This window comes from Streptomyces gottesmaniae (assembly GCF_031845845.1).
Lineage (GTDB): Bacteria > Actinomycetota > Actinomycetes > Streptomycetales > Streptomycetaceae > Streptomyces > Streptomyces akebiae.
On the sequence record NZ_JAVRFJ010000026.1, the window covers coordinates 85139 to 111833 of the forward strand.

At 71.8% G+C, this 26695-nt stretch carries 20 protein-coding genes; 8 read left to right on the top strand and 12 right to left on the bottom strand.

All coding sequences use genetic code 11. From position 1 onward, the window contains the following. The first annotated feature begins 365 nt into the window (after positions 1-365). Positions 366-2978, top strand: a complete 2613-nt coding sequence (locus tag RM704_RS27245) for a bifunctional FO biosynthesis protein CofGH (protein ID WP_033531855.1) — start codon at positions 366-368, stop codon at positions 2976-2978. A gap of 132 nt (positions 2979-3110) precedes the next feature. Here RM704_RS27245 and RM704_RS27250 read toward each other — a convergent pair whose 3' ends face one another. Next, positions 3111-3632 (bottom strand): DUF2165 domain-containing protein, encoded by a 522-nt coding sequence (locus RM704_RS27250; protein ID WP_033531856.1) that lies wholly within the window; start codon positions 3630-3632, stop codon positions 3111-3113. 129 nt (positions 3633-3761) lie between these two features. On the opposite strand from RM704_RS27250, the gene RM704_RS27255 reads away from it, so the two are divergent. The 4 genes from RM704_RS27255 to RM704_RS27270 all read left to right on the top strand — a co-directional run bounded on the left by RM704_RS27255 (position 3762) and on the right by RM704_RS27270 (position 9407). Beyond that, positions 3762-6599, top strand: coding sequence for a tetratricopeptide repeat protein (locus tag RM704_RS27255; protein ID WP_311591333.1), 2838 nt, complete (start codon positions 3762-3764; stop codon positions 6597-6599). A gap of 290 nt (positions 6600-6889) precedes the next feature. Beyond that, positions 6890-8005, top strand: a complete 1116-nt coding sequence (locus RM704_RS27260) for an ADP-ribosylglycohydrolase family protein (protein WP_033531857.1) — start codon at positions 6890-6892, stop codon at positions 8003-8005. Between the two features lie 264 nt (positions 8006-8269). After that, positions 8270-8743, top strand: coding sequence for a GNAT family N-acetyltransferase (locus RM704_RS27265; protein ID WP_033531992.1), 474 nt, complete (start codon positions 8270-8272; stop codon positions 8741-8743). Positions 8744-8780: 37 nt separating this feature from the next. Next, complete coding sequence (locus RM704_RS27270; RefSeq protein WP_033531993.1) at positions 8781-9407, top strand: phosphotransferase-like protein; 627 nt, start codon at positions 8781-8783, stop codon at positions 9405-9407. 61 nt (positions 9408-9468) lie between these two features. On the opposite strand, the gene RM704_RS27275 is transcribed toward RM704_RS27270, so the two are convergent. Together RM704_RS27275 and RM704_RS27280 are read right to left on the bottom strand one after the other, a co-directional pair. Further along, entirely contained in the window at positions 9469-11046 is a 1578-nt protein-coding gene (locus tag RM704_RS27275) for a sodium:solute symporter family protein (RefSeq protein ID WP_033531858.1), read from the bottom strand. A 229-nt stretch (positions 11047-11275) separates the two neighbouring features. Next, positions 11276-12064, bottom strand: coding sequence for an SDR family oxidoreductase (locus RM704_RS27280; RefSeq protein ID WP_033531859.1), 789 nt, complete (start codon positions 12062-12064; stop codon positions 11276-11278). 98 nt (positions 12065-12162) lie between these two features. On the opposite strand from RM704_RS27280, the gene RM704_RS27285 reads away from it, so the two are divergent. Continuing rightward, positions 12163-13038, top strand: a complete 876-nt coding sequence (locus RM704_RS27285; protein WP_052146515.1) for a hypothetical protein — start codon at positions 12163-12165, stop codon at positions 13036-13038. Positions 13039-13175: 137 nt separating this feature from the next. On the opposite strand, the gene RM704_RS27290 is transcribed toward RM704_RS27285, so the two are convergent. The 3 genes from RM704_RS27290 to RM704_RS27300 all read right to left on the bottom strand — a co-directional run bounded on the left by RM704_RS27290 (position 13176) and on the right by RM704_RS27300 (position 15812). Further along, the gene (locus RM704_RS27290) at positions 13176-13367 is read right to left on the bottom strand and encodes a DUF397 domain-containing protein (RefSeq protein ID WP_033531860.1); all 192 of its coding nucleotides are present in this window, start codon (positions 13365-13367) and stop codon (positions 13176-13178) included. 288 nt (positions 13368-13655) lie between these two features. After that, on the bottom strand, positions 13656-14513 hold the full coding sequence (locus tag RM704_RS27295) for a helix-turn-helix domain-containing protein (RefSeq protein ID WP_033531861.1): 858 nt from the start codon (positions 14511-14513) through the stop codon (positions 13656-13658). Positions 14514-15053: 540 nt separating this feature from the next. Next, complete coding sequence (locus RM704_RS27300) at positions 15054-15812, bottom strand: GOLPH3/VPS74 family protein (protein WP_033531862.1); 759 nt, start codon at positions 15810-15812, stop codon at positions 15054-15056. 444 nt (positions 15813-16256) lie between these two features. Between RM704_RS27300 and RM704_RS27305 the strand changes: the two genes are divergently transcribed. Beyond that, positions 16257-19028 carry a D-alanyl-D-alanine carboxypeptidase gene (locus RM704_RS27305; RefSeq protein WP_438828954.1) on the top strand — a complete coding sequence of 924 codons (2772 nt, stop codon included), beginning with the start codon at positions 16257-16259 and terminating at the stop codon, positions 19026-19028. A 192-nt stretch (positions 19029-19220) separates the two neighbouring features. Here the strand turns inward: RM704_RS27305 and RM704_RS27310 are convergent, their stop codons facing one another. From RM704_RS27310 to RM704_RS27325, 4 genes are all read right to left on the bottom strand, one after another. After that, the gene (locus tag RM704_RS27310; protein WP_033531864.1) at positions 19221-20900 is read right to left on the bottom strand and encodes a DUF8823 domain-containing protein; all 1680 of its coding nucleotides are present in this window, start codon (positions 20898-20900) and stop codon (positions 19221-19223) included. Between the two features lie 332 nt (positions 20901-21232). Next, positions 21233-22099 (bottom strand): MerR family transcriptional regulator, encoded by an 867-nt coding sequence (locus RM704_RS27315; protein ID WP_052146516.1) that lies wholly within the window; start codon positions 22097-22099, stop codon positions 21233-21235. Between the two features lie 107 nt (positions 22100-22206). Then, positions 22207-22713 (bottom strand): glutathione peroxidase, encoded by a 507-nt coding sequence (locus RM704_RS27320; protein ID WP_033531866.1) that lies wholly within the window; start codon positions 22711-22713, stop codon positions 22207-22209. Then, positions 22703-23764, bottom strand: a complete 1062-nt coding sequence (locus RM704_RS27325; protein ID WP_052146499.1) for an ArsR family transcriptional regulator — start codon at positions 23762-23764, stop codon at positions 22703-22705. Before RM704_RS27325 ends, RM704_RS27320 begins: the two co-directional genes overlap by 11 nt. 122 nt (positions 23765-23886) lie before the next feature. On the opposite strand from RM704_RS27325, the gene RM704_RS27330 reads away from it, so the two are divergent. After that, positions 23887-25104 (top strand): MFS transporter, encoded by a 1218-nt coding sequence (locus RM704_RS27330; protein ID WP_033531867.1) that lies wholly within the window; start codon positions 23887-23889, stop codon positions 25102-25104. A gap of 119 nt (positions 25105-25223) precedes the next feature. Here RM704_RS27330 and RM704_RS27335 read toward each other — a convergent pair whose 3' ends face one another. Then, positions 25224-25397 carry a hypothetical protein gene (locus RM704_RS27335; RefSeq protein WP_157856811.1) on the bottom strand — a complete coding sequence of 58 codons (174 nt, stop codon included), beginning with the start codon at positions 25395-25397 and terminating at the stop codon, positions 25224-25226. Between the two features lie 110 nt (positions 25398-25507). After that, positions 25508-26617 carry an alpha/beta hydrolase family protein gene (locus RM704_RS27340; protein WP_311591334.1) on the bottom strand — a complete coding sequence of 370 codons (1110 nt, stop codon included), beginning with the start codon at positions 26615-26617 and terminating at the stop codon, positions 25508-25510. Positions 26618-26695: the final 78 nt, after the last annotated feature.

Sequence of the window (26695 nt, forward strand, 5' to 3'; positions counted from 1 at the left end):
CGTGATGGTTCAAGTGAACGTATTCGATCGGAAGTTGAGAAAAAAGAAAAGTCCGCAGTCGTCCGTGGCACGAGTAACTGCATGGCAAAACAGCCATGGTTCGGCTTGCGCACGGAGTGTTCACCGGTCCCTCACCGCCCAGTAATTACCATTCAGTAATTACCGCGCAGTAATTACTGACCGGTACTTGCCGGCTGGTCTTTCGGCGGATATCGCGAGGGATGTGTATGGCCGGTTATCGCCGGTGTCGGGTCGTCGGCGGGATCGCCTGCCGCGACGCCGCCGATTACACCGTGTAACGAAACTCGGTCCATCCGGCCCGCCGTGGCTGTCTGGGCCGATCCGGTCGCTCGTATGCTCGATGGATGACGACTTCCGCGACCTCGGGAAACGGACCCACCGGCCCCAACAGCTCCACCGGCCCCACCGAGAACTCGATGCGGCGCGCACTCAAACGCGCCCGTGACGGTGTGGCGCTCGACGTGAGCGAGGCGGCGGTGCTGCTCCAGGCGCGCGGCGCGGACCTGGAGGACCTGGCCGCTTCGGCGGCGCGGGTACGGGACGTGGGGCTGGAGCAGGCCGGCCGGCCCGGTGTCATCACGTACTCGAAGAGCGTCTTCATCCCGCTCACCCGGCTGTGCCGGGACAAATGCCACTACTGCACGTTCGTCACCGTGCCGGGCAAGCTCCGCCGCGCCGGGCACGGGATGTTCATGTCGCCGGACGAGGTGCTGGACGTGGCCCGCAAGGGCGCCGCGCTCGGCTGCAAGGAAGCGCTGATCACGCTCGGCGACAAGCCGGAGGACCGCTGGCCGGAGGCGCGCGAGTGGCTCGACGCGCACGGCTACGACGACACGATCGCGTACGTGCGGGCCATCTCCATCCGCATCCTGGAGGAGACCGGGCTGCTGCCCCACCTCAACCCCGGCGTGATGTCGTGGACGGACTTCCAGCGGCTCAAGCCCGTCGCCCCGTCGATGGGGATGATGCTGGAGACCACCGCCACCCGCCTGTGGTCCGAGCCGGGCGGCCCGCACCACGGCTCCCCGGACAAGGAACCGGCCGTCCGGCTGCGGGTGCTGGAGGACGCGGGCCGCTCCTCCGTCCCCTTCACCTCCGGCGTCCTCATCGGCATCGGCGAGACCTACGAGGAACGCGCGGAGTCCCTCTTCGCCCTGCGGAAGGTGTCCCGCGCCTACCACGGCATCCAGGAACTGATCATCCAGAACTTCCGCGCCAAGCCGGACACCGCGATGCGCGGCATGCCGGACGCGGAGCTGGACGAGCTGGTCGCCACGGTGGCCGTCGCCCGGCACATCATGGGCCCGTCCGGCTGCATCCAGGCCCCGCCGAACCTGGTCGACAGCGAGTACGAGCGGCTGATCGGCGCCGGGATCGACGACTGGGGCGGGGTGTCCCCGCTCACCATCGACCATGTGAACCCCGAGCGCCCCTGGCCGCAGATCGAGGAACTCACCGAGCGGTCCCGGGCCGCCGGGTTCGACCTGCGCGAACGCCTCTGCGTCTACCCGGAGTTCGTGACGCGCGGCGAGCCGTGGCTGGACCCGCGCCTCCTGCCGCACGTGCGGGCCCTCGCGGATCCCGAGACGGGGCTCGCGCTGCCGGACGCGGTGGTGGAGGGCCACCCGTGGCAGGAGCCCGAGGAGGTCTTCGTCGCCGCCGGCCGTACCGATCTGCACACCGCCATCGACACCGAGGGCCGTACCGGCGACCGCCGCGAGGACTTCGACTCCGTCTACGGCGACTGGGGCGCCCTGCGCGAGGCGGCGGCGCCCGGCATGGCCCCCGAGCGCATCGACACGGACGTGCGGGCAGCGCTGGCGACGGCGGCCGACGACCCGACGAAGCTCACGGACGGCGAGGCCCTCGCCCTGCTGCACGCGGACGGACCGGCGCTGGACGCGCTCACCCGGATCGCGGACGACGTCCGGAAGTCGGCGGTCGGCGACGACGTCACGTACATCGTCACCCGGAACATCAACTTCACGAACGTCTGCTACACCGGCTGCCGCTTCTGCGCCTTCGCGCAGCGCCGCACGGACGCCGACGCGTACACGCTCTCCCTCGACCAGGTCGCCGACCGCGCCCAGCAGGCCTGGGACCTCGGCGCGGTCGAGGTCTGCATGCAGGGCGGCATCCACCCCGACCTGCCCGGCACGGCCTACTTCGACATCGCGCGGGCCGTGAAGTCCCGCGTCCCCGGCATGCACGTCCACGCCTTCTCCCCGATGGAGGTGGTGAACGGCGCGACCCGCACCGGGATGTCGATCCGCGAGTGGCTGACGGCCGCGAAGGAGGCGGGGCTCGACTCGATCCCCGGCACGGCGGCGGAGATCCTGGACGACGAGGTCCGCTGGGTCCTGACCAAGGGCAAGCTGCCGACGGCGACCTGGATCGAGGTGGTGACGACCGCCCACGAGCTGGGCATCCGCTCCTCCTCGACGATGATGTACGGCCACGTCGACCAGCCCCGCCACTGGCTCGGCCACCTGCGCACGCTGGCCGGTATCCAGCAACGCACCGGCGGCTTCACGGAGTTCGTGACGCTGCCCTTCATCCACACCAACGCGCCGGTGTATCTGGCGGGCATCTCCCGCCCCGGCCCGACGATGCGCGACAACCGCGCCGTCACCGCCATGGCCCGCCTGCTCCTCCACCCCCACATCCCCAACATCCAGACCAGCTGGGTCAAACTCGGCACGGAGGGCGCGGCCGAGATGCTCCGCTCGGGCGCCAACGACCTGGGCGGCACCCTGATGGAGGAGACCATCTCCCGCATGGCGGGCTCCTCCTACGGCTCCTACAAGTCGGTGAGGGACCTGATCGCCGTCGCGGACACGGCGGGCCGCCCCGCCCGCCCCCGCACCACGCTGTACGGGGCCGTCCCGGAGGAACGACAGAAGGCGGCCCAGGCCTCGGACGGCCATCTGCCGGAGCTGCTGCCGGTGTTGGACTGACACATCCGCGACGGCCGGCCGGCCCGGGGCACCGAGCCCTGCCTCCGTCGCGCGCCGTCACCCGGACTGCCGGCGGTCCACCGACCGCCGGCAGCGGGTGGATCGAGCGTCCGGTCAGTGGGCGGGGGGCCTTCAGCTCGCCCTGGTCTCGTTCGTCGGCAGGTACGTCACCAGCAGGACCACTCCGCTCAGCAGGAACACGCGGAGGGCCGCGTCGAGGCCGTTCCAGTCGCTGGACTGCCACATGACGAACCACTCGCCGCCGATGGCCATGAAGCCGGCGCCGAAGAGGAGGAGGACCATGAGGAGGCCGAGGGTGCTGTAGCGGCGGGCGGTGTGGAAGGTGCGGTGGCCGAGGGCGCGGGCCCAGAAGTAGGTGGCCGCGATCAGGATCAGGGCCGAGACGGTCTCCCAGACGATGATGAGGACGTAGGCCGCGTCCTGGACGCCCTTCGACTCGATGGCCCGCCACATCAGGTCCTCGTCCTTGAACGTGGTGTCCATGGCGAGAACATGGCGGACGAACTGCTGGTTCGTGCCGAAGTCGGTGATGTTGCTGAACGCGACGAGCGCCATGTAGAGGGCGACCGTGCCGACGAGCAAGGTGGAGGCAAGGGGGAGAAGTGAGCCGCGGGGGGTCTGGGATTCAGCCATGGTCCAACTATGTGCGTGAGCATGGATCATCCCCAGGCGTTTTTCGGCGCGTTGGATCACAATGAGAGCCGCCGATGGCGAAAAACGGTGGAGAACCGTGGAGATCCGAGGATGGCCGGAGGAGTTCGCATGGGGCGCGCGCAGCCGCCGATTCCCACGATGCAGGAGCTGATCCGGCGGCGCACCCGCCAGGGCTTCGTCGGCCGTGTCAGCGAACGGGCAGCGTTTCGAGCCAATTTCGATCTGCCCATCGAGGACGAGCGACGTCGCTTCCTCTTCCACGCGCACGGCAACGCGGGCATCGGAAAGACCTTCCTGGCAAGGGAGTTGGAGCAGATCGCCCGGGAGCGCGGTGCCCTCACCGCGTACGTCGACGACGGCGTCGGCAGCGTGCCGGAGGCCATGGCCGTCATCGCGGACCGCTTCGCCCGGCAGGGACACCGGTTCAAGGAGCTGGAACGGCTGCTGGCCGCGCACCGGGAGCGGCGGTACGAGGCCGAGCTGGCCGCCGCCGTGGCGCTGCCCGAGCCGGAGGGCGAGCCGGGCGGGCAGAGAGGGCAGGGCGAGCCGGGCGGGCAGAGAGGGCAGAGCGAGCCGGGCGGGCAGAGAGGGCAGAGCGAGCCGGGGGAGGAGGGCGGGTCCGGGGGCGGACCGTCGGGCCGCACCGGAACCGCCGAGCCGTCCGCCGCGAGCCTGGCCGCCGCCCGGGCGACGCTCGTCGCGCTGGGCCTCGTCCCGGTGGTCGGCCCCTTCGCAGGCGCCGTCGACCCGGCTGAACTCGTCCGTCAGGCGGCCCGGTTGCGGGCGGGGCTCGGTTCGCGTGCGCGCGGCCACGAGGACGCCGAGCTGCTGCTCAGCCCCGAACTCGTCCTCACCCCCGTGCTGTTGGAAGCCTTGAGTGCGGTCGCCGCCGAAGCGCCCTGGCTGGTCCTCCTCTTCGACACCTACGAACGGACCGGAGCCTTCCTCGACCCGTGGCTCCACGACCTCGTCTCCGGCGACCGCTACGGCCCCCTCCCCGGCAACGTCGTCCTCGTCACGGCGGGCCAACGCCCCTTGGACGCCGCACGCTGGGGCGGCCTCACCGACTTCGTCCTCGACCTGCCCCTGCGGCCCTTCACAGAGACCGAGTCACGCGGCCTCCTCGCCGCCAAGGGTGTCCTCGCCGAGCCCGTCGTCGACGAAGTACTGCGCCTCACCGGTGGCTTGCCCGTCCTGGTCTCCACCCTCGCCGAGGCCCGGCCCGCCGACCTCGACGACCTCGCCGAGACGGGCGACACCAGCGCGATGGCCGTGGAGCGCTTCCTGAAGTGGGAGGCGGACCCGGTGCGCCGGGCCGCCGCACTGACCTGCGCGCTGCCCCGATGGCTGGACGCGGACGTCTTCCGGGCCGTGGTCTCCGGGGCGGGCGACGAGGCGGACCGGGGCGCAGGTTCGGACGGCGGTAGTGGCCCAGACACGGGGGCGGGGGCGGACGACGGTGGTGCTCCCGGCACGGGGACGGACGGATACGTCGACGGCGGCTCCGACGCGCTGTTCGCCTGGCTGCGCGCCCTGCCCTTCGTGACCGATCGCGGGGACCGGGTGGTGTTCCACGACGTCGTACGGGCACCGATGGTCAGGTTGCAGCGGCTGCGGTCCCCCCGGCGCTGGAGCGAGCGGCACCGGCGGCTGGCGGACGCCTTCGCCGGGTGGCGGGCGGAGACCGAGGTCGCCCCGGTGGCGGAGGCTGAGGCGGGGGCCGGCCGGTCGGGCGGGGAGTCGCGGGACGGTGAGTGGTGGGGTGGTGAGCGGTGGCGGGAGCTACGGCTCGCCGAGGCGTACCACCGGCTGTGCGCGGGGGAGCGCGGGGCGCTCGCCGAGGTGCTGCGAGCCTGCGTGGACGCGTGCGGGGAGGGGGAGGCGGTGGCCCGGCGGTGGGCCGAGGCCCTCACGCAGGCGGGCCAGGACGCCGCCGAGGAGGACGCGGCGCGCTGGGGGCGCGACCTGCAGGGCGCGCTGGAACGCGGCGGCGTCCACGACGCGCTGGGAGTCCTGCTGCTCCGGGCCGGTCTCGACGCACGGCGGGAGGCCTACGCGCGCGCCCTGCGGGGGCGCGCGCTGCACCGGGACGGGGCGCACGAGCGGGCGGTGACCGAGTACGACCAGGCTCTCGCCCTCGACCCCGCCTCCGTCACGGCGTGGCAGGGCAGGGCGGTCGCGCGGGCGCACACCGGGGACTACGCCGCGGCCGTGGCCGACCTCGACCGCGCCGACGCGCTCGCCCCCGACGACGTGAACACCCTCGTCCTACGGGGCGACTACCACCGCCTCCTCGGCGACCCCGACGCGGCGGTCGCCGACCTCGACCGGGCGGTGGCCCTGGACCCCGTACGCCGCTCGACCTGGGCCTCGCGGGGAGCCGCCCGGCACGCGCAGGGCCGCCTCGACGAGGCCCTCGCGGATCTGGACCGCGCCCTGGAGCTGGACGGGGCGTACGTCTGGGCCCTGATGCGCCGGGCGCGCGTACGACGCTCCCGCGGCGAGCACGAGCGGCAGCTGGCCGATCTGCACCACGCCGTGGCCCTCGACCCGGACGCCCCCCTGCCACGCTGCGAACGGGGGGACGCCCTGCGCGGTGCCGACCGCGACGAGGAGGCGCTGGCCGACTACGACCGGGCCATCGCCCTCAACCCGCTGTACGCCTCCGCGTACGCCGGCCGGGGCGTCTCCCGTGCCAAGCTCGGCCACCACGGGGCGGCCCTCACCGACCTCGACACCGCCCTGGCCCTCCTCCCCGACTACCCGTGGGCCCTCCGCCACCGCGCGGCCCTCCACCTCGAACTCGGCGACGCGGACAAGGCGTTGGCCGACGCGGAGAGGGCCCGGGAGCTGCGCCCGGGCGACGCGTCGATCGCGGACGTACACACCCGGGCCGCGCAAGCGGTGACGGCGGCCCGTACGACACAGGGTCGGCCGGCGCGGTGAGGTGCGGGGCCGTGAGGGCGGCCCCGAAACCGCCGCGAAGGCTGCTGTTCAGCAGCACGGATTCTCCGGTTCTCCGGGAATTGGCCCCGGTTACGGCGGCTGTGCGCTTCCGCCCGTTTGACGACGGGAGAAGATCGAGGGCTGTGGCGCACGAGACGTTTGAGGCTCGTCCGGAGCCCTGAAGGGACCGTTCCCGTTCTATTACAGTGCTGGACTGTCGAGCCGTACGGGCGTACGGATGTACTGACGTACTGACGTACGGATCGGGCAGGGGCCGTGAGGAGGCCGGGGTGGGTGCGACAGCCGGTGCCGTCTGGGGGCGTGTCGAGCAGCAGGATTTCCGCAGCCGGGTGCGCGGAACGCTGCTGGGCGCGGCCATGGGCGACGCGCTGGGCGCCCCGGTCGACCAGCTCACCCTGGCGCAGATCGGCGAGGCGTACGGCCCGGAGTGGCTGACCGATCTGGCCTCCGCCTACGGCAGACGCGGCGCGATCACCGACCTCACGCAGCTCACTCTGTTCACCGTCGACGGCCTGATCCGCGCCCAGGTGCGCCGGGACACGGGCGTCTGGCACCCGCCGACCGATCTGCACCGGGCGTATCTGCGCTGGTCGGCGACCCAGCGGGACTGGGGGCCCGACGAACGCCGCAAGGACGACGGCTGGCTCGCGCGCGAGGAGTGGCTCTACGCGCGCCGCGACCCCTCCCTGATCTGCCTCCTCGGCCTGGGCGACGGGACCATGGGCACCCTGGACGCCCCCAAGAACCCCGGCGCGTCCGGTGCCGAGGCCGCCGCCCGCTCCGCGCCCTTCGGCCTTCTCGTGGGCTGGGAGCCCCAGTTGGTCTTCCAGCTGGCCGTCGAGTGCGCGGCCCAGACCCACGGCCACCCCGTCGCGTACCTGTCCGCCGGCTCGTACGCCGTCCTCGTGCACGCCCTCGCACGCGGCGAGAGCCTCGACGCCGCCGTCCAGAAGACCCTGGTGCTGCTGGCCGCCCGCCCCGGCCACCAGCCCGTCGCCGAGGCCCTCCAGCAGGCCGTCACCGCCGTCCGCCAGGGCGCGCCGTCCCCCGCCGTGGTCGAGCACCTGTCCGGCGACGGCGCGGCCGCCGGGGTACTGGCCGTCGCCGTGTACTGCGCCCTGGTCGGCGAGGACATACGCCAGGGTCTGTGCCTCGCCGTCAACCACGGGGGCCCTTCGGGCGCGGCCGGCGCCCTGACGGGCGGCCTCCTCGGCGCCCTCCACGGCGAGACGGCCCTGCCACCAGCCTGGCTCGCCGAACTGGAGGGCCGCCCCACCATCCTCGTCCTAGCCGACGACTTCGCCCTGGAGATGACCCAGGGCCCGGCCCTCCACGCCCCCGCCGGAGCCGTCCCAGGCTGGCTGACCCGCTACCCCCGAGCCTGACCCAGCCCCCCGGCCCACCCCAAAGGGGCGCGGGGAACTGCGCGCCCAGCCACGACGCACGCGCACCCGAATACCCACGGTTCCCGGCAGACGCCGCACGCGCCCCCGTGCCTGCACCCCTCACACCCCGGGCCCACCCCCAAAGGGGCGCGGGGAACTGCGCGCCCAGCCACAACGCACGCGCACCCGAATACCCACGGATCCCGGCAGCGCCCAGCGCAAACCCGCGCAGCGGCAACACGACGGCCGGGTAGCGTGGTGATCATGGCTGACTGGAACATACGTCCGGCGTCGGCGACGGACGTCGAGCCCGTCGCCGAGCTGCGCGCCGTGGTCATGCGGCCCGACCTCGAACGCCTCGGCCGCTACGACCCCGACCGCGTCCGCCGGCGCTTCCGCGACGCGTTCGACCCGGCCCACACCTGGATCATCGAGGTCGCCGACACGTTCGCCGGCTGCGTGGCCCTCCGCCCGGCCGCCGACGCGCACTGGCTGGAGCACTTCTACCTCGCCCCCCACCTCCAGGGCACCGGCATCGGCACAGCCGTCCTCCGCACCCTCCTCGCCCGCTGCGACCACGACGGCATACCGGTCCGCCTGAACGTCCTCCAGGGCAGCCCCGCCAGAAGCCTCTACGAACGCCACGGCTTCCACGTGGAGACCGAGGACCCGGTGGACGTGTTCATGGTCCGCACGCCGCCCCGCCCGGCAAGCCCGCTCCCACCGCCGTCGAAATAGGTTTCGTGCCGTGGCCGAGGCGCCCTACCGTGACCCGATGACCACCCAGATGATCATCCTCAACGGCGGCTCCAGCTCGGGCAAGTCCGGCATCGTCCGGTGTCTGCAGGCCGAACTGCCCGACCAGTGGCTCGCGTTCGGGGTCGACTCCCTCATCGACGCCATGCCCGCGAGAATGCAGACGACGGAGGGCGGCCTCGACATCTCCGCCGACGGTGCGGTCGCCGTCGGAGCGGACTTCCGCGCCCTGGAACAGGCCTGGGCCCGGGGCATCGTGGCCATGGCCCGCGCGGGCGCCCGCATCATCATCGACGACGTCTTCCTCGGCGGAGCCGCCTCCCAGCAGCGCTGGCAGAAGCTCCTCGACGACCAGGACGACCACGACGGCCAGGACGACCAGGGCAGCCACGACGACCAGGGCAGCCACGACCGCCGATCCGACCACGACGGCCCCCTGGGCGTCCTCTGGGTAGGCGTCCGCTGCGACCCCACCGCGGCCGCCGCCCGCGAGATCGCCCGCGGCGACCGGGTCCGGGGCATGGCCGTGGCCCAGGCGGACCTCGTCCACCGGGGCGTCCGCTACGACCTGGAGGTCGACACCACCCACACCGAGTCCCTGACCTGTGCCCGCGCGATCGCCGCCCACATCGGCCGAACCACGTGAGGGCCGCCCCGGTCACCCGGGAACGACCCTCACGGCACCCTCCGTGCCGGCTTCCGCGCCCTCAGACCCCGCTGGGACTGGACGCGTCCTTGCCCTGGGCCGGCACCGGGGCCACGGCCCCGGCCGCGCCCCTGCCGTCCCCGTCGCCGTCCGAGTTGATCGTCTCGATGATCGCGAGCCGCTCGGGAGTGTCCTCGGGCTTGATGAAGCCGATGACGATGTACAGGACCAGCGAGACGGCCAGCGGGATGGACACCTGGAACTGCAGGGGTACGCCGCCGTCGAGGCTCCAGTGGATCGGGTAGTTCACCAGCCAGAAGGCGAACAGCCCGCACGCCCAGCTGGTGAGCGCCGCCGTCGGACCGGAGCGCCGGAACGGCCGCAGCAGGCCCAGCATCATCGGGATGGCCATCGGCCCCATCAGACCCGCCACCCACTTGATGACGACGGTGATGATGTCCTTGAAGGCGGGTGAGTTGACCTGGGTCGCCGCCGCCATGGACAGACCGAGGAAGACGACCGTCGTGATCCGGGCGACCCGCAGCCCCTGCCCCTCGCTCCAGCTTCGTGCCCGGCGCCAGATCACCGGCGCGCAGTCCCGGGTGAAGACGGCCGCGATGGCGTTCGCGTCGGACGAGCACATGGCCATCGTGTGGGAGAAGAAGCCGACGATGACGAGGCCCAACAGCCCGTGCGGCAGCAGTTGTTCGGTCATCAGCGCGTACGAGTCGGAGCCGTCGCCCTTCTCCGACGTCACCAGCAGCGGCGACATCCACATCGGGAAGAACAGCACCAGCGGCCAGACCAGCCACAGGGCGGCCGACAGCCGGGCGGAGCGCTCGGCCTCGTGCGGGGTCGCCGTGGCCATGTAGCGCTGGGCCTGGTTGAGCATGCCGCCGTTGTACTCGAAGAGCTTGATGAACAGGAAGGCGAGGAGGAAGACCGTGCCGTAGGGGCCCACCAGCGGCTCGGCGTGGCCGTCCAGCTTCGGGTGGTCCCACACGCCGAAGAAGCCGCCGTAGTCGCCGAGTTTGGCGACCACGGCGATGAACATCGCGACACCGGCCAGGAGCTGGATGACGAACTGGCCCAACTCGGTGAGCGCGTCGGCCCAGAGACCGCCGATCGTGCAGTACACGGCCGTGATCGTGCCGGTGATCAGGATGCCCTGGTTCAGGGACACGCCGGTGAAGACCGACAGCAGGGTCGCGATCGCGGCCCACTTGGCACCGACGTCCACGATCTTCAGCAGCATGCCGGACCAGGCCAACGCCTGCTGGGTGCCCAGGTTGTAACGGTTCTTCAGGTACTCCAGCGGGGAGGCGACATGCAGCCGTGAGCGCAGCCGGTTGATACGCGGCGCGAACAGCTTGGAGCCGATGGCGATACCGAGGGCGATCGGGAACGACCAGGTCACGAAGGACGTGACGCCGTAGGTGTAGGCGATGCTGGCGTAGCCGGTGAACATCACCGCGCTGTAGCCCGACATGTGGTGCGAGATACCGGAGAGCCACCAGGGCATCTTGCCGCCGGCGGTGAAGAAGTCGCTGACGTTGTCCACGCGCTTGTGCGACCAGACGCCGATCGCGACCATCACTCCGAAGTAGCCGATGAGCACGGCCCAGTCGAGACTATTCATGGGCCCCCTTCCAGGGTCCGCCGCCAGGTTCAGACTTGGGTCAGGCATGTGAACTCTGGGTTCGGTGGCATGCCCACGGCAAGGAAGGGGAAGGTCAAGAGGGGGTAAAAAAGTTCCGAGCAATGACTTGAGTTTATGTATATGAACTACGAATGGCCGAAAAGGATCACTCCCGTCGCCCGGCGGAACGGAGGCCGAAGCCGGGCCGGCACCTCGGCCGACGCCGCGGTCAGCGCATCAGTTCCCCGGCGTTGACGAGCAGCGACTGGCCGGTGATCGCCCGTGCGCGGTCGGACGCCAGGAAGACCGCCGCGTCCGCCACGTCCCCGTCCGTGGCCAGCTCAGGCAGCGCCATCCGCTCGGTCAGCCGGCCCAGCACCTCCGCCTCGGGCACCCCCTCGCCGTGCGCCGTGAACCGTACGTACGCCTCGACGGGCGGCCCCCACATCCAGCCCGGCAGCACGGTGTTGACCCGGATCCGGTGCGGTCCCAGCTCCCGGGCCAGCGAGTACATCGCGCTGGTCAGCGCGCCCTTGGACGCCGCGTACGCCGCCTGCCGCACCTGCGAGGGCGCGGCCACCGCCGACTGCGTGCCGATGATGACGACCGAGCCCCCGCCGGCCGCCTTCAGGCCGGGCAGGCAGGCCCGGGTCATCCGCAGGGTGCCCAGCAGGTTCACGTCGAGGACCGCCTGCCAGGTGGCGAAGTCGGCGTCCTCCAGCCCCCCGAAATAGCTGTCCCAGGCGGCCACGTGCACCACCGCGTGCACTCCGCCGAACCGCTCCCGCGCCAGCGCCGCGAGCGCGGTGCACTGCGCCTCGTCGGTGATGTCGGTGGCCCGGTACGCCGTGTGCGCGCCGTCCGGATCCACGTCCGCCGCGGCCTTGGCGAGATTCGCCTCCGTGCGCGCCCCCAGGACGGCGTTCCCGCCGTCCCGTACGACCGCCGCCGCGACCCGCTGGCCGAGGCCGGGCCCGACTCCCGAGACGACAACGGTCCTTCCCGCGAGCAGTGACATCGCAGACCTCCCGGCTCTGGCGCATTATCTGACGGAGCGTCAGAGTATGGGCGACCGCAGGTGGACGGAAGGGAAAGCACATGAGCGAGGGGAAGCGCATGGGCGAGGGGAAGCAGCTGAGCGGGCGCGAGCGCGGGGGCGAGGACACCCGCAGCGCCACGTACGCCGAACTGGCCGCCGTCGGCCCCTACGGCGTCCGCCCCGGCCACGCCCTGATCACGATGGTCGAGCCGCACCCGGGCCACGAGTACGCGTACAACCGCTGGTACGAGGACGACCACTACTACGCGGGCGCGATGGCCATGCCCTGGATGTTCGCCGGACGCCGCTGGGTCGCCACCCGCGACCTCCAACTCCTCCGCTCCCCCGAGAAGTCGGCGATCGCCCAGCCGGTCACCGCCGGCTGCTACCTCTCCACGTACTGGATCACCGACGGCCGCTACGACGACCACATGCGCTGGACCGTCGCCATCAACAAACGGCTGAATCGCGACGCGCGCGTCTACCAGGACCGTACGCACGTCTTCACCGCGTTCCAGGACCACGAGGTGACCGTCTACCGCGACGGCGCCGCCGGGCCGCGCGACGTCCACGCCCTCGACCACCCGTACGCGGGCCTCGTGCTCCAGGTCGTCGACGCCGAGGGGCCCGAGCAGCGGGCGGAGTTGCTGGAGTGGCTGCGGTCCCGCCATCTCCCGAAGCGGCTCGCCGGTTCACCGGCCGCGATGGTCACGGTCTTCCGGCCCACTCCGCTGCCCCTCGACCGGATGTCGTACGTCAAGCAGGTCGAGGGCGTCGACACCCGCCTCACCCTCCTCTGGTTCCTGGAGGCCGACCCACGCGACTGCTGGGAGGCGTCCTTCGGCGGACTGGGGGAGGCGGTCGCCGAAGGCGGGCTGGGAAGGCTGGAGTTGCTGGCACCGTTCGTCCCCACGGTGCCGGGGACGGACAGGTACGTGGACCGGCTGCGCTAGACCCTCTGGCCGGGCCCAGGGGCGTCCGGGCAAGGCCGAGCCCCCTCGGCCAGGACGGCGGGCCGGTCGAGAGGGCTCTGTCGGTGGTGCTTGTGGAGTTGTCGTTCAGGCGCTCGATCGAGGGCCGGAACCGTGTCTCAGGCCTTGACCGAGGAGACGAAGGTGTTCCACGCGTCGGCGGGGAACGCCAGGGTGGGGCCGTCGGTGACCTTGGAGTCCCGGACCGCCATGGTGGACAGGACGGGGGACTTGATCTCGACGCACGCGCCGTTCCCCTGGGAGTAGGAGGACTTGACCCACCTGTCCGTGGCGCCTTGCTGAATTGCCATTTCTGCTCCGGTGCTGGTTCGTCGCTGAGTTGCTGTCGCCGCGCCGCGGGATCCCTCCGGAGCCCGCGGTTCGGTTTGCGCCAAGACTGGTGACCTCCTGGCGTGATCGACGCTACTCGTCAGCATCGGCAGACGAAGCGACTATTCACTCGTGCGGGTGGCATATTCCAATATGGTCTTCCATTGGGCCATGTGGAGGGTGTATCTTCCGGCGCTTCCTCGTTCAGGAGTTTTCCAGGGCGTCTGGAATCGCTCTGAGGGTCGAGAAGCGAGGCGCCGGCCGGGAGGTCAGCGCGCGTATTCCTTCGCGACGTTCTCGATGAACTGCCGTGACTGCTCCACGTTCAGCGCCTGGGCCCGGAGATGCTCGTACATGACGGTGTACTTCTGCACGTCGTGCGGCTTCTCCAGGTAGAGGTCGCTGGTCACCCCTTCGATGTACACCACGCTCGAATCGGCCGCGTCGACGAACTCCAGGATGGCGTACTGGCCGTTGATGCCCGGATGGGCTCCGACCTCGAACGGCAGCACCTGGACCGTCACATGGGGGACCTGGGACAACTCGATGAGGTGCTCCAGCTGTTCGCGCATCACCGACCGGGACCCCACCACACGGCGCAGGGCCGCCTCGTCCAGCACCGTCCACAGCCGCAGCGGGTTGGTGTCGGTGGTGACACGGTCCTGGCGCCGTATGCGCACTTCCACGCGCTTGTCGATCTCGGTCGTCGACGTCTCGGGCAGCGCGCCTCTGATGATGGCCTCGGCGTACGGGCGGCTCTGCAGCAGCCCCGGGACGACCTGGGGATCGTAGACCCGCAGCGACTCCGCGTCGGTCTCCAGACCGATGTAGACGCTGTACGGTACGTCCCCGAACGCGTGCCACCAGCCCTGCTGACGGGAGTCCTTGGCCATCTGCATCAGGGAGTCGACGACTCTCTGGTCCTCGACCTCGTAGACGCCGCAGAGGTCGCGGACGTCGCGCTGGCTGATGGAGCGGCGGCCGTTCTCCAGGCGGCTGATCTTCGACTGGGAGACCAGCAGTCGCTCGGCGACCTCTTCGGCGGTCATGCCCTTGAGCTCGCGGAGCCGACGCAGCTCCTGGCCCAACCGGCGTCGCCTGACGGTGGGATTGACATTGGACGCCACGGGACGTGCACCTCCGGCTGCGGGCCTCTACTTTGTGTATCTGTTGCTGAGCAGATTGCCACCAAGGTGCTGAGTACCGCTGGAAAACAGCGGATATGCGCTGCGCACGCGCCGTTTGCGCCGGTGTTTTTCCGACGGGGAGGGATCTCCACCGGATGTTCGCGCGACACCCGCGAGCGGGGCGCGAGACGGGAGCGAGACCGGAGCGAGACCGGAGCAAGAAGGGCGCGAGCAGGGCGCGAACCGGCGGCTCCCGGACGGGTTCTGGGGTCCCTACGAGCGGTCCGGTGCCTGCCATGCAAGTGGTGCGGGCTGTGCAAGTGGTGCGGGCTGTGCGATGTGCGGGTGGTGCGTTGCGAAGCGGTGCGTGCTGCGCGGAGCACGTGGTGCGGTGGGACCGGGACCCGCGGCTCTGGGGTCCGACTCCCACACGCACCTCGGTGCCTCAGCGCGTGCTTCAGGTGCTTCAAGTAGCTCAGGTGGTGCAGGTAGTTCATGTGGTGCAGGTGGTTCGGGTCGTGCCGGTGGTTCGGGTGGTCCTCAGTGCGCCACCACACGGGCCATCGAGCCACGGCGTGGCTGCATCGGAACGCCGCGCGCGGGCTCCGGTGCGGGCGGCCTGGCGCCGGGGGCGGCCTGACGGCCGGTCGGTGCCGGGCTGCGACGCGGCTGTGCGGCCACGCCGTTCTGCACGTCCATGACGGCATGGGCCACCAGGCCACCCATGGGGTCGTGCCGGATCAGGTCCCGCAGCCGGGAGCGGGACGAGCGTCCCTCGTTCCCCGGATACAGGTGCTTGCCGAGGCCGACCGCGTGCGCCAGGGCGGCGAGCGCCGCGGTCCGCGGGTCCGGCGGGACGCCGGTGCGGATCGCGGAGTCCAGTCGGGCACGTATCTCCCGGCTGATCTCGGTCTGACTCGCCTGGTAGCGAGTCGTCGGCAGCACTCCGCACATCTGGCCCGCCACGGCATGCACCATGCCGCACCGCTCCAGATGTGAGAGGTAGGTCTGGCGGAGCCCGAGACGCGGCCCGCCGATCCAGTGGATCGCACGTACCGGAGCGCCACGCCTTCGCAGCAACTCCAACGCGCAGTCCAAAGTCGGATCTCCAGTCGGCCGTGGGGACACCACGGCGATACGATCCCCGTCTGGGGCTATCCGTCCGGCCAGCGCCAGCTCCACTAGCTGCGCTCCAGCCAGACCAAGGTCGAGCGACTGCGGCTGTGCGGTGGTACCCGTGGCCGGGTCCAGCGCCAGTAGCAGAAGCTCCTCCGGAAGTGTTCTGCGGCTCATGCCCATCCATGCCTCCCCGCGTGGATGAATGACAGGGTGACCCCTCTCACATTGGTCTGTCGAGGGTGCGTGACCGGAATGTTGTGGAACCGGTAGGTATGTCGTTCTCGTCTACCGGAGGGGTTAAGCCCGCACACAGGACACTGGTACATGGTTCGGACAGCGGCGCGGCGCGGTGGTGCGCCGGTGACTAGTGTCCGGGCGGCGGGTTTTCACGGATTCGCGGATCTACGGGTTCACGGTTCACGGTTCGGTTGGGCGCGCGCTCCTAGGACGGGCGGCGCGCGGGAGGAGGCATCGGTGGCGGGCACGTCCCCCGACAGGTCGAAGCGGTACGAGTCGTCGACGGAGTCGACGCCGGGGAACGAGCCAGCGGTTCCGGACCCCGGAGGCTCGGTCCCGGGCCAGTCCTCCGGCTCCCCCACCCCCGCCCCGGACCCACGCCTCGCGATGTCCCGGCCCTCCACGCCGAGGACCGACCAGGCGACAGCGGTCTTCTCCCGCCGAGCGCTCCTTGAGGCGGCGGAGGCGGAGGGCCTGAAGCTGGACGACGCGACACCGGACGCGGACGCGGACGCGGACGCGGTCACGGATGCGCCCGCGACGGGGTCAGGGGCGGCGAAGACCGCCGGATCCAGGACCGCCGGGACGCGGCGGGACGAGCCGGAGTCCGACCGGTCCGACGCGAGGGATGCCGAGGACCGGGACGAGGCCGGATCGGACGCGGCTCAGGCGGGTGCCGAGGGGGCGGGTGCCGAGGACTCGAACGGGGCTCAGTCGGACGCCGGCACCACGCGGACGGAAGCCGACGGGCCGGAACCGACCACGGCCGCCTCCGAGGACACCGACACGGAACCGGCGGCCGGGGACGAGGGCCGGGTTGAGGCCGAGGCCGAGGACGACGAGGTCGAGGACGGTGACGCTCACCCGCGCGAGCGGGGTGCCGCCGCGCCCGCGTCCGATCCCGACGCCGCGGCCACCGCCGACGGAGACGAGGCCGAGGCCGAGGACGGCGCGAAGGCCGCCGATGCCGCTCGGGCGGCCGCTGCGGGGGAGGAGGCAGGCCCGGAGGCCGGTGCCGCCCCCGATGGACGGGAGGCCGTTGACGGGGCGGGAGGGGCCGCTGGCGACGGTGCCCACGGTGCCGGAGACGCACGCGTGCCCGGTGACGGCGCGGGGGAGGCCGCTGACGACGCGCGCGAGCTCGCCGACGACGAACCGGTAGCCGATGGCGAACCGGAAGCGGCCGACGACGTACCCGGCGCCCCCGATGACGCACCCGAACTCGCCGACGGCGAACCGGATCCCGCCGACGACGAACCGGTGGCTGTCGACGACGCACCCGAAGCCCGCCATGGCGCACGTGAATCCGCCGACGACGAACCGGTGGCCGCCGACGGTGGGGAAGCCCCGCAAGGGCCACCCGCGGGTGACGACGAAAGTCGCACGGGTGGTGCGGGTGGGGGCGCGGTGGGCGATGGCGGAGCCGAGGCGCGGCGGGCTGTGGACCAGCCGACCGCGATCTTCCGGGCCCCCAGGGTGCCGGCGGTGGACCAGCCCACCACCATGCTCAAGCTGGGCGACGCCGCCCCCAAGGACGCCGAGCCCGCCAGGACCGACGCCGCCCCCCGGGACGCCGAGCCCGCCAGGACCGACGCCCGCCCCGACCGCTCCGACGTCTCCACCGGCGCTGACGGCGACAAGGGCGCAGACGACGGCAAGGGTGCCCACGGTGACAAGGGTGCCCAGGCCGGCGTAGGCGTGGACGAGCCCGCGCCCCCCACCCCCGCCGAGCGCACCAGCAAGTTCGTCGCCCTGAAGTCGCTGGACGAGTCCACGACGCCCAGGCCCCCCGCGGGGGCGCCCCCGGCCCCGGCGGAGGCCACGCGGACCATCCCGCAGGTGGGCCCGGAGCGGACGACGCAGCAGCCGTTGCCTCCGAAGCCGCCGCTGGACCTGCTGGCGGAGCTGACGAACACGCCCCCGCCGCGCCAGACGCCGGTGCGGACGATCATCCGCAAGGTCAAGATCTGGACCCCGCTGGTGATCCTGCTGGTGATCGTGTTTGCGGTCGCACAGGCTGTACGTCCGCTCCCCACCCCCACGCTGACCCTCACCGCCGACGCGTCGTACGCCTTCGAGGGCGACAAGGTCACCCTGCCGTGGCCCGACGAGGGCCAGGGCTGGATGGACGTCAACGGCATCGGCACGATGGACAGCTTCGGTGAGCAGAAGCCTGTGGCCATCGGCTCCGTCGCCAAGGCGATGACCGCGTACGTCATCCTCAAGGAACACCCGATGAAGGCCGGTTCGAAGGGGGCGACGATCCCCGTCGACGCGAAGGCGGAGACCGAGGGCGGTTACGACAAGGACGGCGAGTCCACGCTCAACACCGTCAAGGAGGGCGACGAGCTCTCCCAGTACGACGCGATCGCGGCCATCATGATTCCGTCCGCGAACAACATCGCCCGGCTGCTCGCCCGCTGGGACAGCAAGGGTTCCGAGGAGGAGTTCGTCAAGAAGATGAACGCCGCCGCCAAGGACCTCGGCATGAAGAACACGACGTACACCGACCCGTCCGGGCTGAAGGAGACGACCGTCTCCACCGCCGAGGACCAGGTCAAGCTCGGCAACGAGCTGGTGAAGATGAAGGCCCTCACCGACATCACCAGGCTGCCCTCCTGGAAGGACCCCTCGGGCCAGCCCTGGAGCAACTACAACCGCCTCGTCCCCTACGACAACGCCATCGGCATCAAGACCGGCTCCACCACGGCCGCCGGCGGCAACCTGCTCTTCGCGGCCACGAAGGACGTCGGCGGTGAGACGGCGATCGTCGTCGGCGCGATCCTCGGCCAGCACACCCCGCCGATCATCGACACCGTCAACGCGGTCAGCAAGACGGCCATGCTGGCCGCCCAGGACGCGGTGACCTCCGACACGATCCTGAAGAAGGGCGACGTCGTCGGGTACGTCGACGACGGGCTCGGCGGCCAGACCCCGGTCGTGGCCACGAAGAACGTCTCGGCGGTCGGCTGGGCGGGCAAGACCGTCAAGCTCGAACTCGACGCGAGCGCGGCCATCCCGCACGAGGCGGAGTCGGGCACCGAGGTCGGCACACTGATCGTCGGCGACGGCGCCGGTGAGGGCGTCGAGGTCCCCGTCGCCCTCCAGAAGCCCCTCACCGAGCCCGGCTTCCTCACGAAGCTGACCCGCGTGAGCTGACCGGCCGAACCCGGGGCGCCCCTTCCGTCATACGGCGCATGCCGACGGAAGGGGCGCTTTCGTGCGCGTGGGACCTTCTTCCGAGCCTTCTTCCGCGCCTTGCTCCGAGCCTTCTTCCGCGCCTTGCTCCGAGCCTTCTTCCGCGCCTTGCCTGCGCCTTGCTCCGAGCCTTCCTCCGCGCCTTCTTCCGCCCTACTCCTCGCCGTCCCCCGGTACCGCCTTCTCGTCCTCTTCCTCCTCGCACTCCAGGGCGGTGGTCCGCGACGGCCCGCCGTACTGGGAGCTGATGCGTACGTCGCCCGGCTGGTGGACCGTGAGGCGGGTGAACTCGGTGAGGTCGCCGTTGGACTCGCGGTCCGCGGTGAGGCAGCCGTTGTCGGCCCAGAGCCAGGGGGAGTAGGCGACGCGGACGGTGACCTCGCCCGCCCGCGGCATGTGGACCACGAGGTTGGCCCCGTCGGCGCTGACGACGGTGGCCGGCCTGTCGACCAGCGGTGTCGCGTTCTTCACCCGGTAGATCTTCCAGTTGGCGTCCTGCCAGACCGGCTCCAGATAGTCCGGCCCGCTGCTCACCAGCGCGTGTTCGAGCTCGGCGGGCCCGTCCGGCTCGCCGTTGACGAGGACGACGAAGCCGACGGCCCACTGCGACAGCCACGCCTTGTACGCGGCCGGCGTGAACGCCCCCTCGGGCACCTCGGTCCCGCCGTGACCCTCGTAGAAGAGGCGGCCGCGCTCGACGTCGGCCTGCCGGTTCCAGCCGCGCGCCATGTTGATGTACGGCGCGAGGATGGCGGCCTCACGGTGGTCGCGGGCCGGCACCACCTCGACGCGGGTCTTCCAGGCGCCCAGCCGCTTCAGCTCCTTCACCACACCGTCGGTCTTCACGGCCCACTCGGGCACCTTGGTGTTGGTGACGATGTCGGCGGTCGTCTTGCCGGTCAGCCAGGTCACGGAGAGCACCAGGGCCACCGCGCCGGCCACCGTCCGCCGCCGGGGCGTGAACCAGGACAGGGGGAGGCGGGCGTCGGCCGTGCGCGACTCGCCCCGGTACAGACAGATCGCCAGGGCTGTCGCCGGGCCCGCCAGTTCCAGGAGGCGTTCGACGTTGGTGCCGATGGGGGTGGGAATCAGGTAGCAGAGGACCACGCCGAGCGCGTAGATCGCGGCGCTCAGGCGGAGCACCCGCCAGGCGCTCGGCGCGACCAGCACCACCGCCGCGCACAGCACGACCGGCGGCCATATCCGGCTGAAGGCCATGGGCTGCTCGCCCTCGAAGGGGAACAGCAGCGTGGTCACGGCGACGACGGTCACCGGCGGCACGAGCAGCGCCGCCGCCCGGCCCCACTCACGGCACAGCAGATACGCGGCGCCGACCACGAGGAGGAAGAGCCCGGAGACGGGGCTCCCCAACGTGGACAGCGTCGCGCACACCGCCGCCACCGCGATGTGCCGCCCGGTACGCCCGCTCACCACCGCCAGCAGGGCGCCCATCGCGAAGGCCGTGCCCAGCACGAACGTGGAGCGGCCCGACACCACCTGGCACCACAGCGAGAACGTCGCCGCCAGCGCGACAGGAACCGGTGCGCGTACGCCTGTTCGGGTGACGACCTCGCCGACCAGCCAGGACGCGGAGAGCCCCGAGAGCAGCGTGACCAGGACGACGCCGAGCGCCGCCATCAGATACGGCGAGAGCACGCTGTAGTTCGCCGCGTGCAGCCCCCCGTACCAGAACAGGTTGACCGCGGAGTCCGGGTACGTCTTCGCGAACTCCGCCCACGCCACCTGGGCCGCCAGATCGCCGCCGCCGGTCGCGAAGACCGCCCACCACACGAAGTACAGCGGCAGGGCGCACAGAGCGGCCGTGAGGGGCACCCGGTGGCGTTCCCGCCACGGCTCGCGCGACGGCGACGGCCCGTCGGCACGCGAGACGGGTCGTCGTGGGGTCAGCTCGGCAAAGGCCACTGCGGCTCTTCCGTTCCGTTCGACTCGTGCGGGCGGGTGTCGTCCGTTTGTTGGTGTAGACGCTAATCACCCGCTGACAGTTGGCCGACAGGACCTGCTCGATCCGGTACGGCCGTAGGGAAACCCCTAGGCCGTACCGGCACCACACGGCTCGGGCACTACTCGGCTTTACTGGGCTCGGCTTACTACTCGGCTTGGGTACTACTCGGCTCGGCTACTGCACGGCTTGGGTACTACACGGCTCAGGATGCGACCGGGAACGCCACGTCGCACACCGGGTCCTCGGGGCCCGCCGCGTCCCAGTCCGCGAAGTAGATCTCGCGGCACGGGCCGGTGACCCGCAGTCCCCGCGCGGCGATCCACCGCTCGACCGCCTCGAACGCCGCGAGGATCTGCGGATGGGCCACCTGGGCCTTGCTGATCCGGGTGTACGCGAGCCGTGCCGCCGGCTCCACGCGCACCGTGGTCTCCCAGGCCCGCCCGTGTTCGGCGGCCCAGGCCCGCGCGGCACCCTCGTCGGCCACCGGCACACACGACTCCGCGGGCCCGTCGCTCTCCATCGACACCTCGGAGTGGTACACGACGAACGGCGCCCCGGTGGCCCCTCCGCAGGCCGCGGCGCCCTCCTCCAGCCGCCCGAGCGACGCCCCGATCCACGCGGGCAGCTCGTCCGCGAGGGTGTGCCGTGACTGGGTCAGCAGCACCTGAGGGGCGATGTCGACCGTCTCGACCGTAAAAGTCCCGTACGTCTGTTCCATGCCTGACTCCGTTCCCGACAACCGTCCACGGAGGTAGGCGACCAGGGTCCGCTGGGACGCGAACCGCTCCTCGGCCCCGGCCCAGTACGCGGCCAGCCGCTCGGCGGCCCGTGTGCCGTCCCGCTCGACGAGGCCCACGACCTCGGCGATCCGCGCGAGCGGCATGTCGAGCTGCCGCAGCAGGGCCACCAGCCGGGCACGCTCGACCTGGTCGGCCCGGTAGTACCGGTAGCCGTTCACCTCGTCGACGTACGCCGGAGGGAGCAGCCCCAGCCGGTCGTACAGCCGCAGCGCCTTCGCCGACAGCCGTGCGCGGGAGGCGAAGGCACCGATGGTGAGCAGGTCGTCCATGTCCGTGGGGGTCACTGGGGCATCCTCCGTCACCGGGCGCCCTCCGCCCGGCGAGAGGGACGGTGCCCCTTGCCCCAGGGGCAAGGTCAACGGCGGCCTCGCGGGCGTCAGCCGATGGCCTTCTCCACGGCGGCGACCAGCTCCGCCGACTCGGGCTCGGTCTGCGGCGAGAAGCGCCCGACGACCGAGCCGTCGCGGCCGATCAGGAACTTCTCGAAGTTCCAGCGGATGTCGCCGGTGTGGCCCTCGGCGTCCGCGTGGTCCACGAGCCGCTCGTACAGGGCGTGCCTGCCCTCTCCGTTGACCTCGACCTTCTCGGTCATCGGGAAGGTGACGCCGTACGTCGCCGAGCAGAACTCCGCGATCTCCTCGGCCGAACCGGGCTCCTGGCCGAGGAACTGGTTGCACGGCACACCGAGCACGGTGAAGCCCCGCGCCGCGTAGCGGGCCTGGAGCGCTTCGAGGCCCGTGTACTGGGGGGTGAGGCCGCACTTGGAGGCCACGTTCACGACAAGGACGGCCTGGCCGGCGTACTGGGCGAGGTCCGCGGGGCCGCCCTTGAGGGCGTCGATCTGCACGTCCAGGACGGAGGGGGTGGCGCTGTCAGTAGTCATGAGCGGATGCTATCTCCGCTGGCGCACGCCCCCTCCGGTCGGGTTCACGCCCCCGGCCCGCCCGCAGCAGCACCTCTCCCGCCGCCGTCCGCGCGTACAGCACCGAGCGGCCGGCCCGCCCGCGGCGTACGAGACCGGCGTCCAGCAGCACCCTCAGATGGCGGCCGACGGAGCCGAGGCCCTGACCGGTGAGGGCGCAGAGCTGAGTGGTGCTCTTGGGGGAGTCGAGGAGGACGAGGACCCGGGCGCGGGTCTCGCCGAGGAGAGGACCGAGGACGGCGGGGACGGGCGCGACGGAGGGGGCCGCGGGCAGGGCGGGATCGGCGGGGATGGCGCCGGGGTCGGCGAGGACGCCCGAGCAGGGGTACACGACCGCGTACCGCTCGCGCTCCTCCCACGCCACCCACCCCGTGCGCTGGGGCGTGACCGGCACGAAGACCAGCCGCGCCCCGGAGATCTCCCGCGGCGGGTACTCGTGCAGATTGACCTGGAGCCGGTTCTCGCCGAGCCACCGCATCCCCGGTCGCATCGCGTCCAGCACGGCCGCCCAGCCGCCCTGCCCCAACCGCGCGGTCCTGGCGAGCACATCGGCCTCCAGCACGCGCCGCCGCCGCTCCCAGTACGGCCGTACGGTCTCCTCCCACACGCGGGTGAGGAGGTCGGCCGCGCGGGCGGGCAGGTCGTCCCGGTGCAGGGCGGCGGGCAGGGGGCCGCGCAGGGAGAGGGTGAGGTGGGCGCGGGCGGCGACCGGGTCGGTGGCCCGGACCCGGGCGATCTCGGTGGCGAACGTCTCGCCCTCGCGCGGCGCGGGCGTGAGGAAGTCGGCGATCCACTCCTGGCCGAGCCCGGCGCGGATCAGCAGGGCGGTGAGCGGGTCCTCGGCCAACGCGGCCCGGTAGGACGGGAGATGGGCCCGCAGCCAAGCCTGCTCCCCGGGATGCGTGCCCGTCCCGGCGTGCAGCATCTTCAGGCTCGCGAACGTCTCCGCGAGCGGCGAGACGACGAACCGGCTGCCGGCGAGGGTGTCCGCGTTGACCTGCCACCACCCCATGGGAACGCCTCCGTGAATGCGGCGCGAGCCCGTGTCCGACCCCCGCCCTCGACTCCGGCCGAGCTTTCGCGTGTGGGCGAAACATTACGGGGGAGGGGCGCCGCACCCCAGGCTCGTTCTCCATGCGCGGCTATCGATCCCTCTTCCGCACAAGGGAGTTCACCCCTCTCTTCGTCTCCTCCGCCCTCCAGGTCGCGGCCTCCACGATCGGCGGCCTGGCCCTCGGCACCTCCGTCTACGCGGCGACCGGCTCGCCCCTCCTGTCCGCCCTCAGCATGTTCGGCCCGTCCCTCGCCCAGGTGATCGGCGCGACGACCCTGCTCTCGGCGGCGGACCGCCTGCCACCGCGGGCGACGCTGACGGGCCTGGCCGTACTCTTCGCGGTGAGCACGGCGGTGCTGTCCCTCCCCGCCCTGCCCCTGTGGACGGTCTTCGCGGTGATCGCGGCCCAGGGCCTGGCCGCCTCCCTCGGCGGGGGAGTCCGCTGGGGTCTGCTGAACGAGATCCTCCCCGGCGACGGCTATCCGCTCGGCCGCTCGCTGTTCAACATGCTGCACGGCCTGACGCAGATCGCCGGATACGCGACCGGCGGCGCCCTGGTGGCCCTCCTCTCCCCGGCGGTCACCCTGTTGGTGTCGGCGGCCCTGTACGCGGCGGCGGCCCTGTGCACCGCCCTCGGCCTGAGCCGCCGCGCCCCACGAGCCACCGGACGCCCGTCCGTCGCCGAGACCTGGCGCACGAACGCCTTCCTGTGGTCGTCCGCCCCGCGCCGCCGCCTCTTCCTGGGCCTGTGGATCCCCAACGGCCTCGTCGTCGGCTGCGAGTCGCTGTTCGTCGCGTACGCCCCCGACCGCGCGGGCCTCCTCTTCGCCTGCGCGGCCCTCGGCATGCTGGTCGGTGACGTGACGGTCGGCCGCCTCCTCCCGCCCCGGGTACGCGACCGCCTGGCCACCCCGCTCCTCCTGCTCCTGGCGACCCCGTACCTGCTGTTCGCCCTCCACCCGCCGACCCCCGCAGCGGCGTCCTGCGCCACCCTCGCCTCGGTCGGCTTCGGCGCGAGCCTGGTCCAGCAGCGCCACCTCCTCACCCTGACCCCACCCGAACTCACGGGCCACGCCCTGGGGTTGCACTCAGCAGGCATGCTCACCTGGCAGGGCCTGAGCGCGACCCTGGCAGGCACGCTGGCTCAACTGACGTCCCCGGCAACGGCGATGACCCTGCTGGCGGCCGCCTCGGCGACGGTGACGCTGGGACTGTGGACGACAGCCCGAAACGAGCGGTCGGCTCACTCCGCACGAGAGTCGACTGCGGAATCTCAAGGCAGGAGGTCGTTTCCGTAGGTGTCAGAAGCCCGCCCGTGAACCTGTCGACCATGCCCCACCTGCTCCTGGCGTCGGCTTTCGCCTCGTGCCACATCGAGCCTCCCACCTGCGGGTGGACCGCAGACCCGGCCACCGGCTCAGCCGGTCACGGGGAGTTGGTCCCTGGACCGGCAGTCCCGGCAGCGGCTGTGTCCCGCGGAGCGGGACCCCCGGTCGCAGCCGTCGCAGTTCCGCATGATCAGGATCGCCATGTGCCGTGTGTCGTACGCGGAGAAGTCCCCGTCCGGCGGAGGTGGTGGGGCGACTGTCACGTACGTCTCCTGCCGGTCATCCACGTACACCCACGTCGCATCCCTGCGCACTTGTGCGCCGCAGCTACGGGATAAGCGCGTCGAGCCCGGAATGCGTGGCATCGCCGTGGTCAGCGGAGGTGTTCGTCGAAGAACGCCAGGGTGCGGCGCATGGACGTGGGCCACTGGGGGCCGAAGGTGTGGCCCTCGCCGGAGTACTTGATCAGGCGTACGTCCTTGCCGGCCGCCTCGAAGTCGGCCGCGGTCCGCTCCGACCAGGCGAGGGGGCAGGTGGTGTCGGCCGTGCCGTGGTGGATGAGGAGCGGCTCGGTGACGCGGTCGACGTAGGTGAGGGGCGAGACCTCGCGCCAGAAGGCGGGGTTGGACGCGGGGGTGCCGTGCGCGGCCTCGATCTCCGCGACGACCGGGTCGCCGTCGGGGCGCTGGAAGTGGTCGATGTTCTCGGCGGGGCGGGAGCTGACCGGGGCGAAGACCACGGCCGCGTCGAACAGCCCCGGCGCCACCACCAGCGTGTTGTAGACGACGCCTCCGCCCATCGAGCGCCCCAGCAGACCGATCCGGTCACCGTCGATCTCCGGGCGCCCGGAGTCGCGCAGCGCCAGGGCCGCGCCGATGACGTCCTCCGTGTAGCCGAGGCGGAGGTTCACGTCGTTGTCGGGGTCGTCGTCGGAGCCGGCGTGGTTGCGGTAGTCGGTGTGCAGGACGACATAACCCTCGCGGGCCAGCAGATCCTGCTCCCGGGCCAGCCCGCGCCCCGTGGTGTACACGGCGGGGTCGATGTACCCGTGCGCCAGCACCAGCGCCGGGAAGGGGCCCTCACCCTCGGGGATGTTCATGATCCCCGAGATGGTCAGACCGTCGGACTCGTACGTGACGGCGTGGCTGGTGTACGCGGCGGTACGGGCCAATACGGCGCCCAGGCGCAGGTCGGAGCCGGTGTGGGGGCGGGCGATCAGGGCCGGGATCGAGACCGGGTCCACGGGCGTCGGGGTGGGGGACGCCTCCGTACGAGGGGGATCGTGGCTCGTCGCCGAGGACCGGCCCGTGGTCGGCGGCGCCGTGGGGGCGGCACCCTCGCGCTCCCCTGCAGCACAGCCGGCCAGAGCCACCAGCACGAACACCAGCACGAACACCGGCACGAACACCGGCACTGACGCCACGACCGACGCCGGAACCGACATCAGCCCGGCGGAGACACCGCCCCGGCCTCGCCACCGCATGGGGCCAGTATCCCGCGCCGGGGACGGCGGGGGCGGGCCACCGGAAGGCATCCGGGGCCCGCCCTGGGGGAGGGGGGA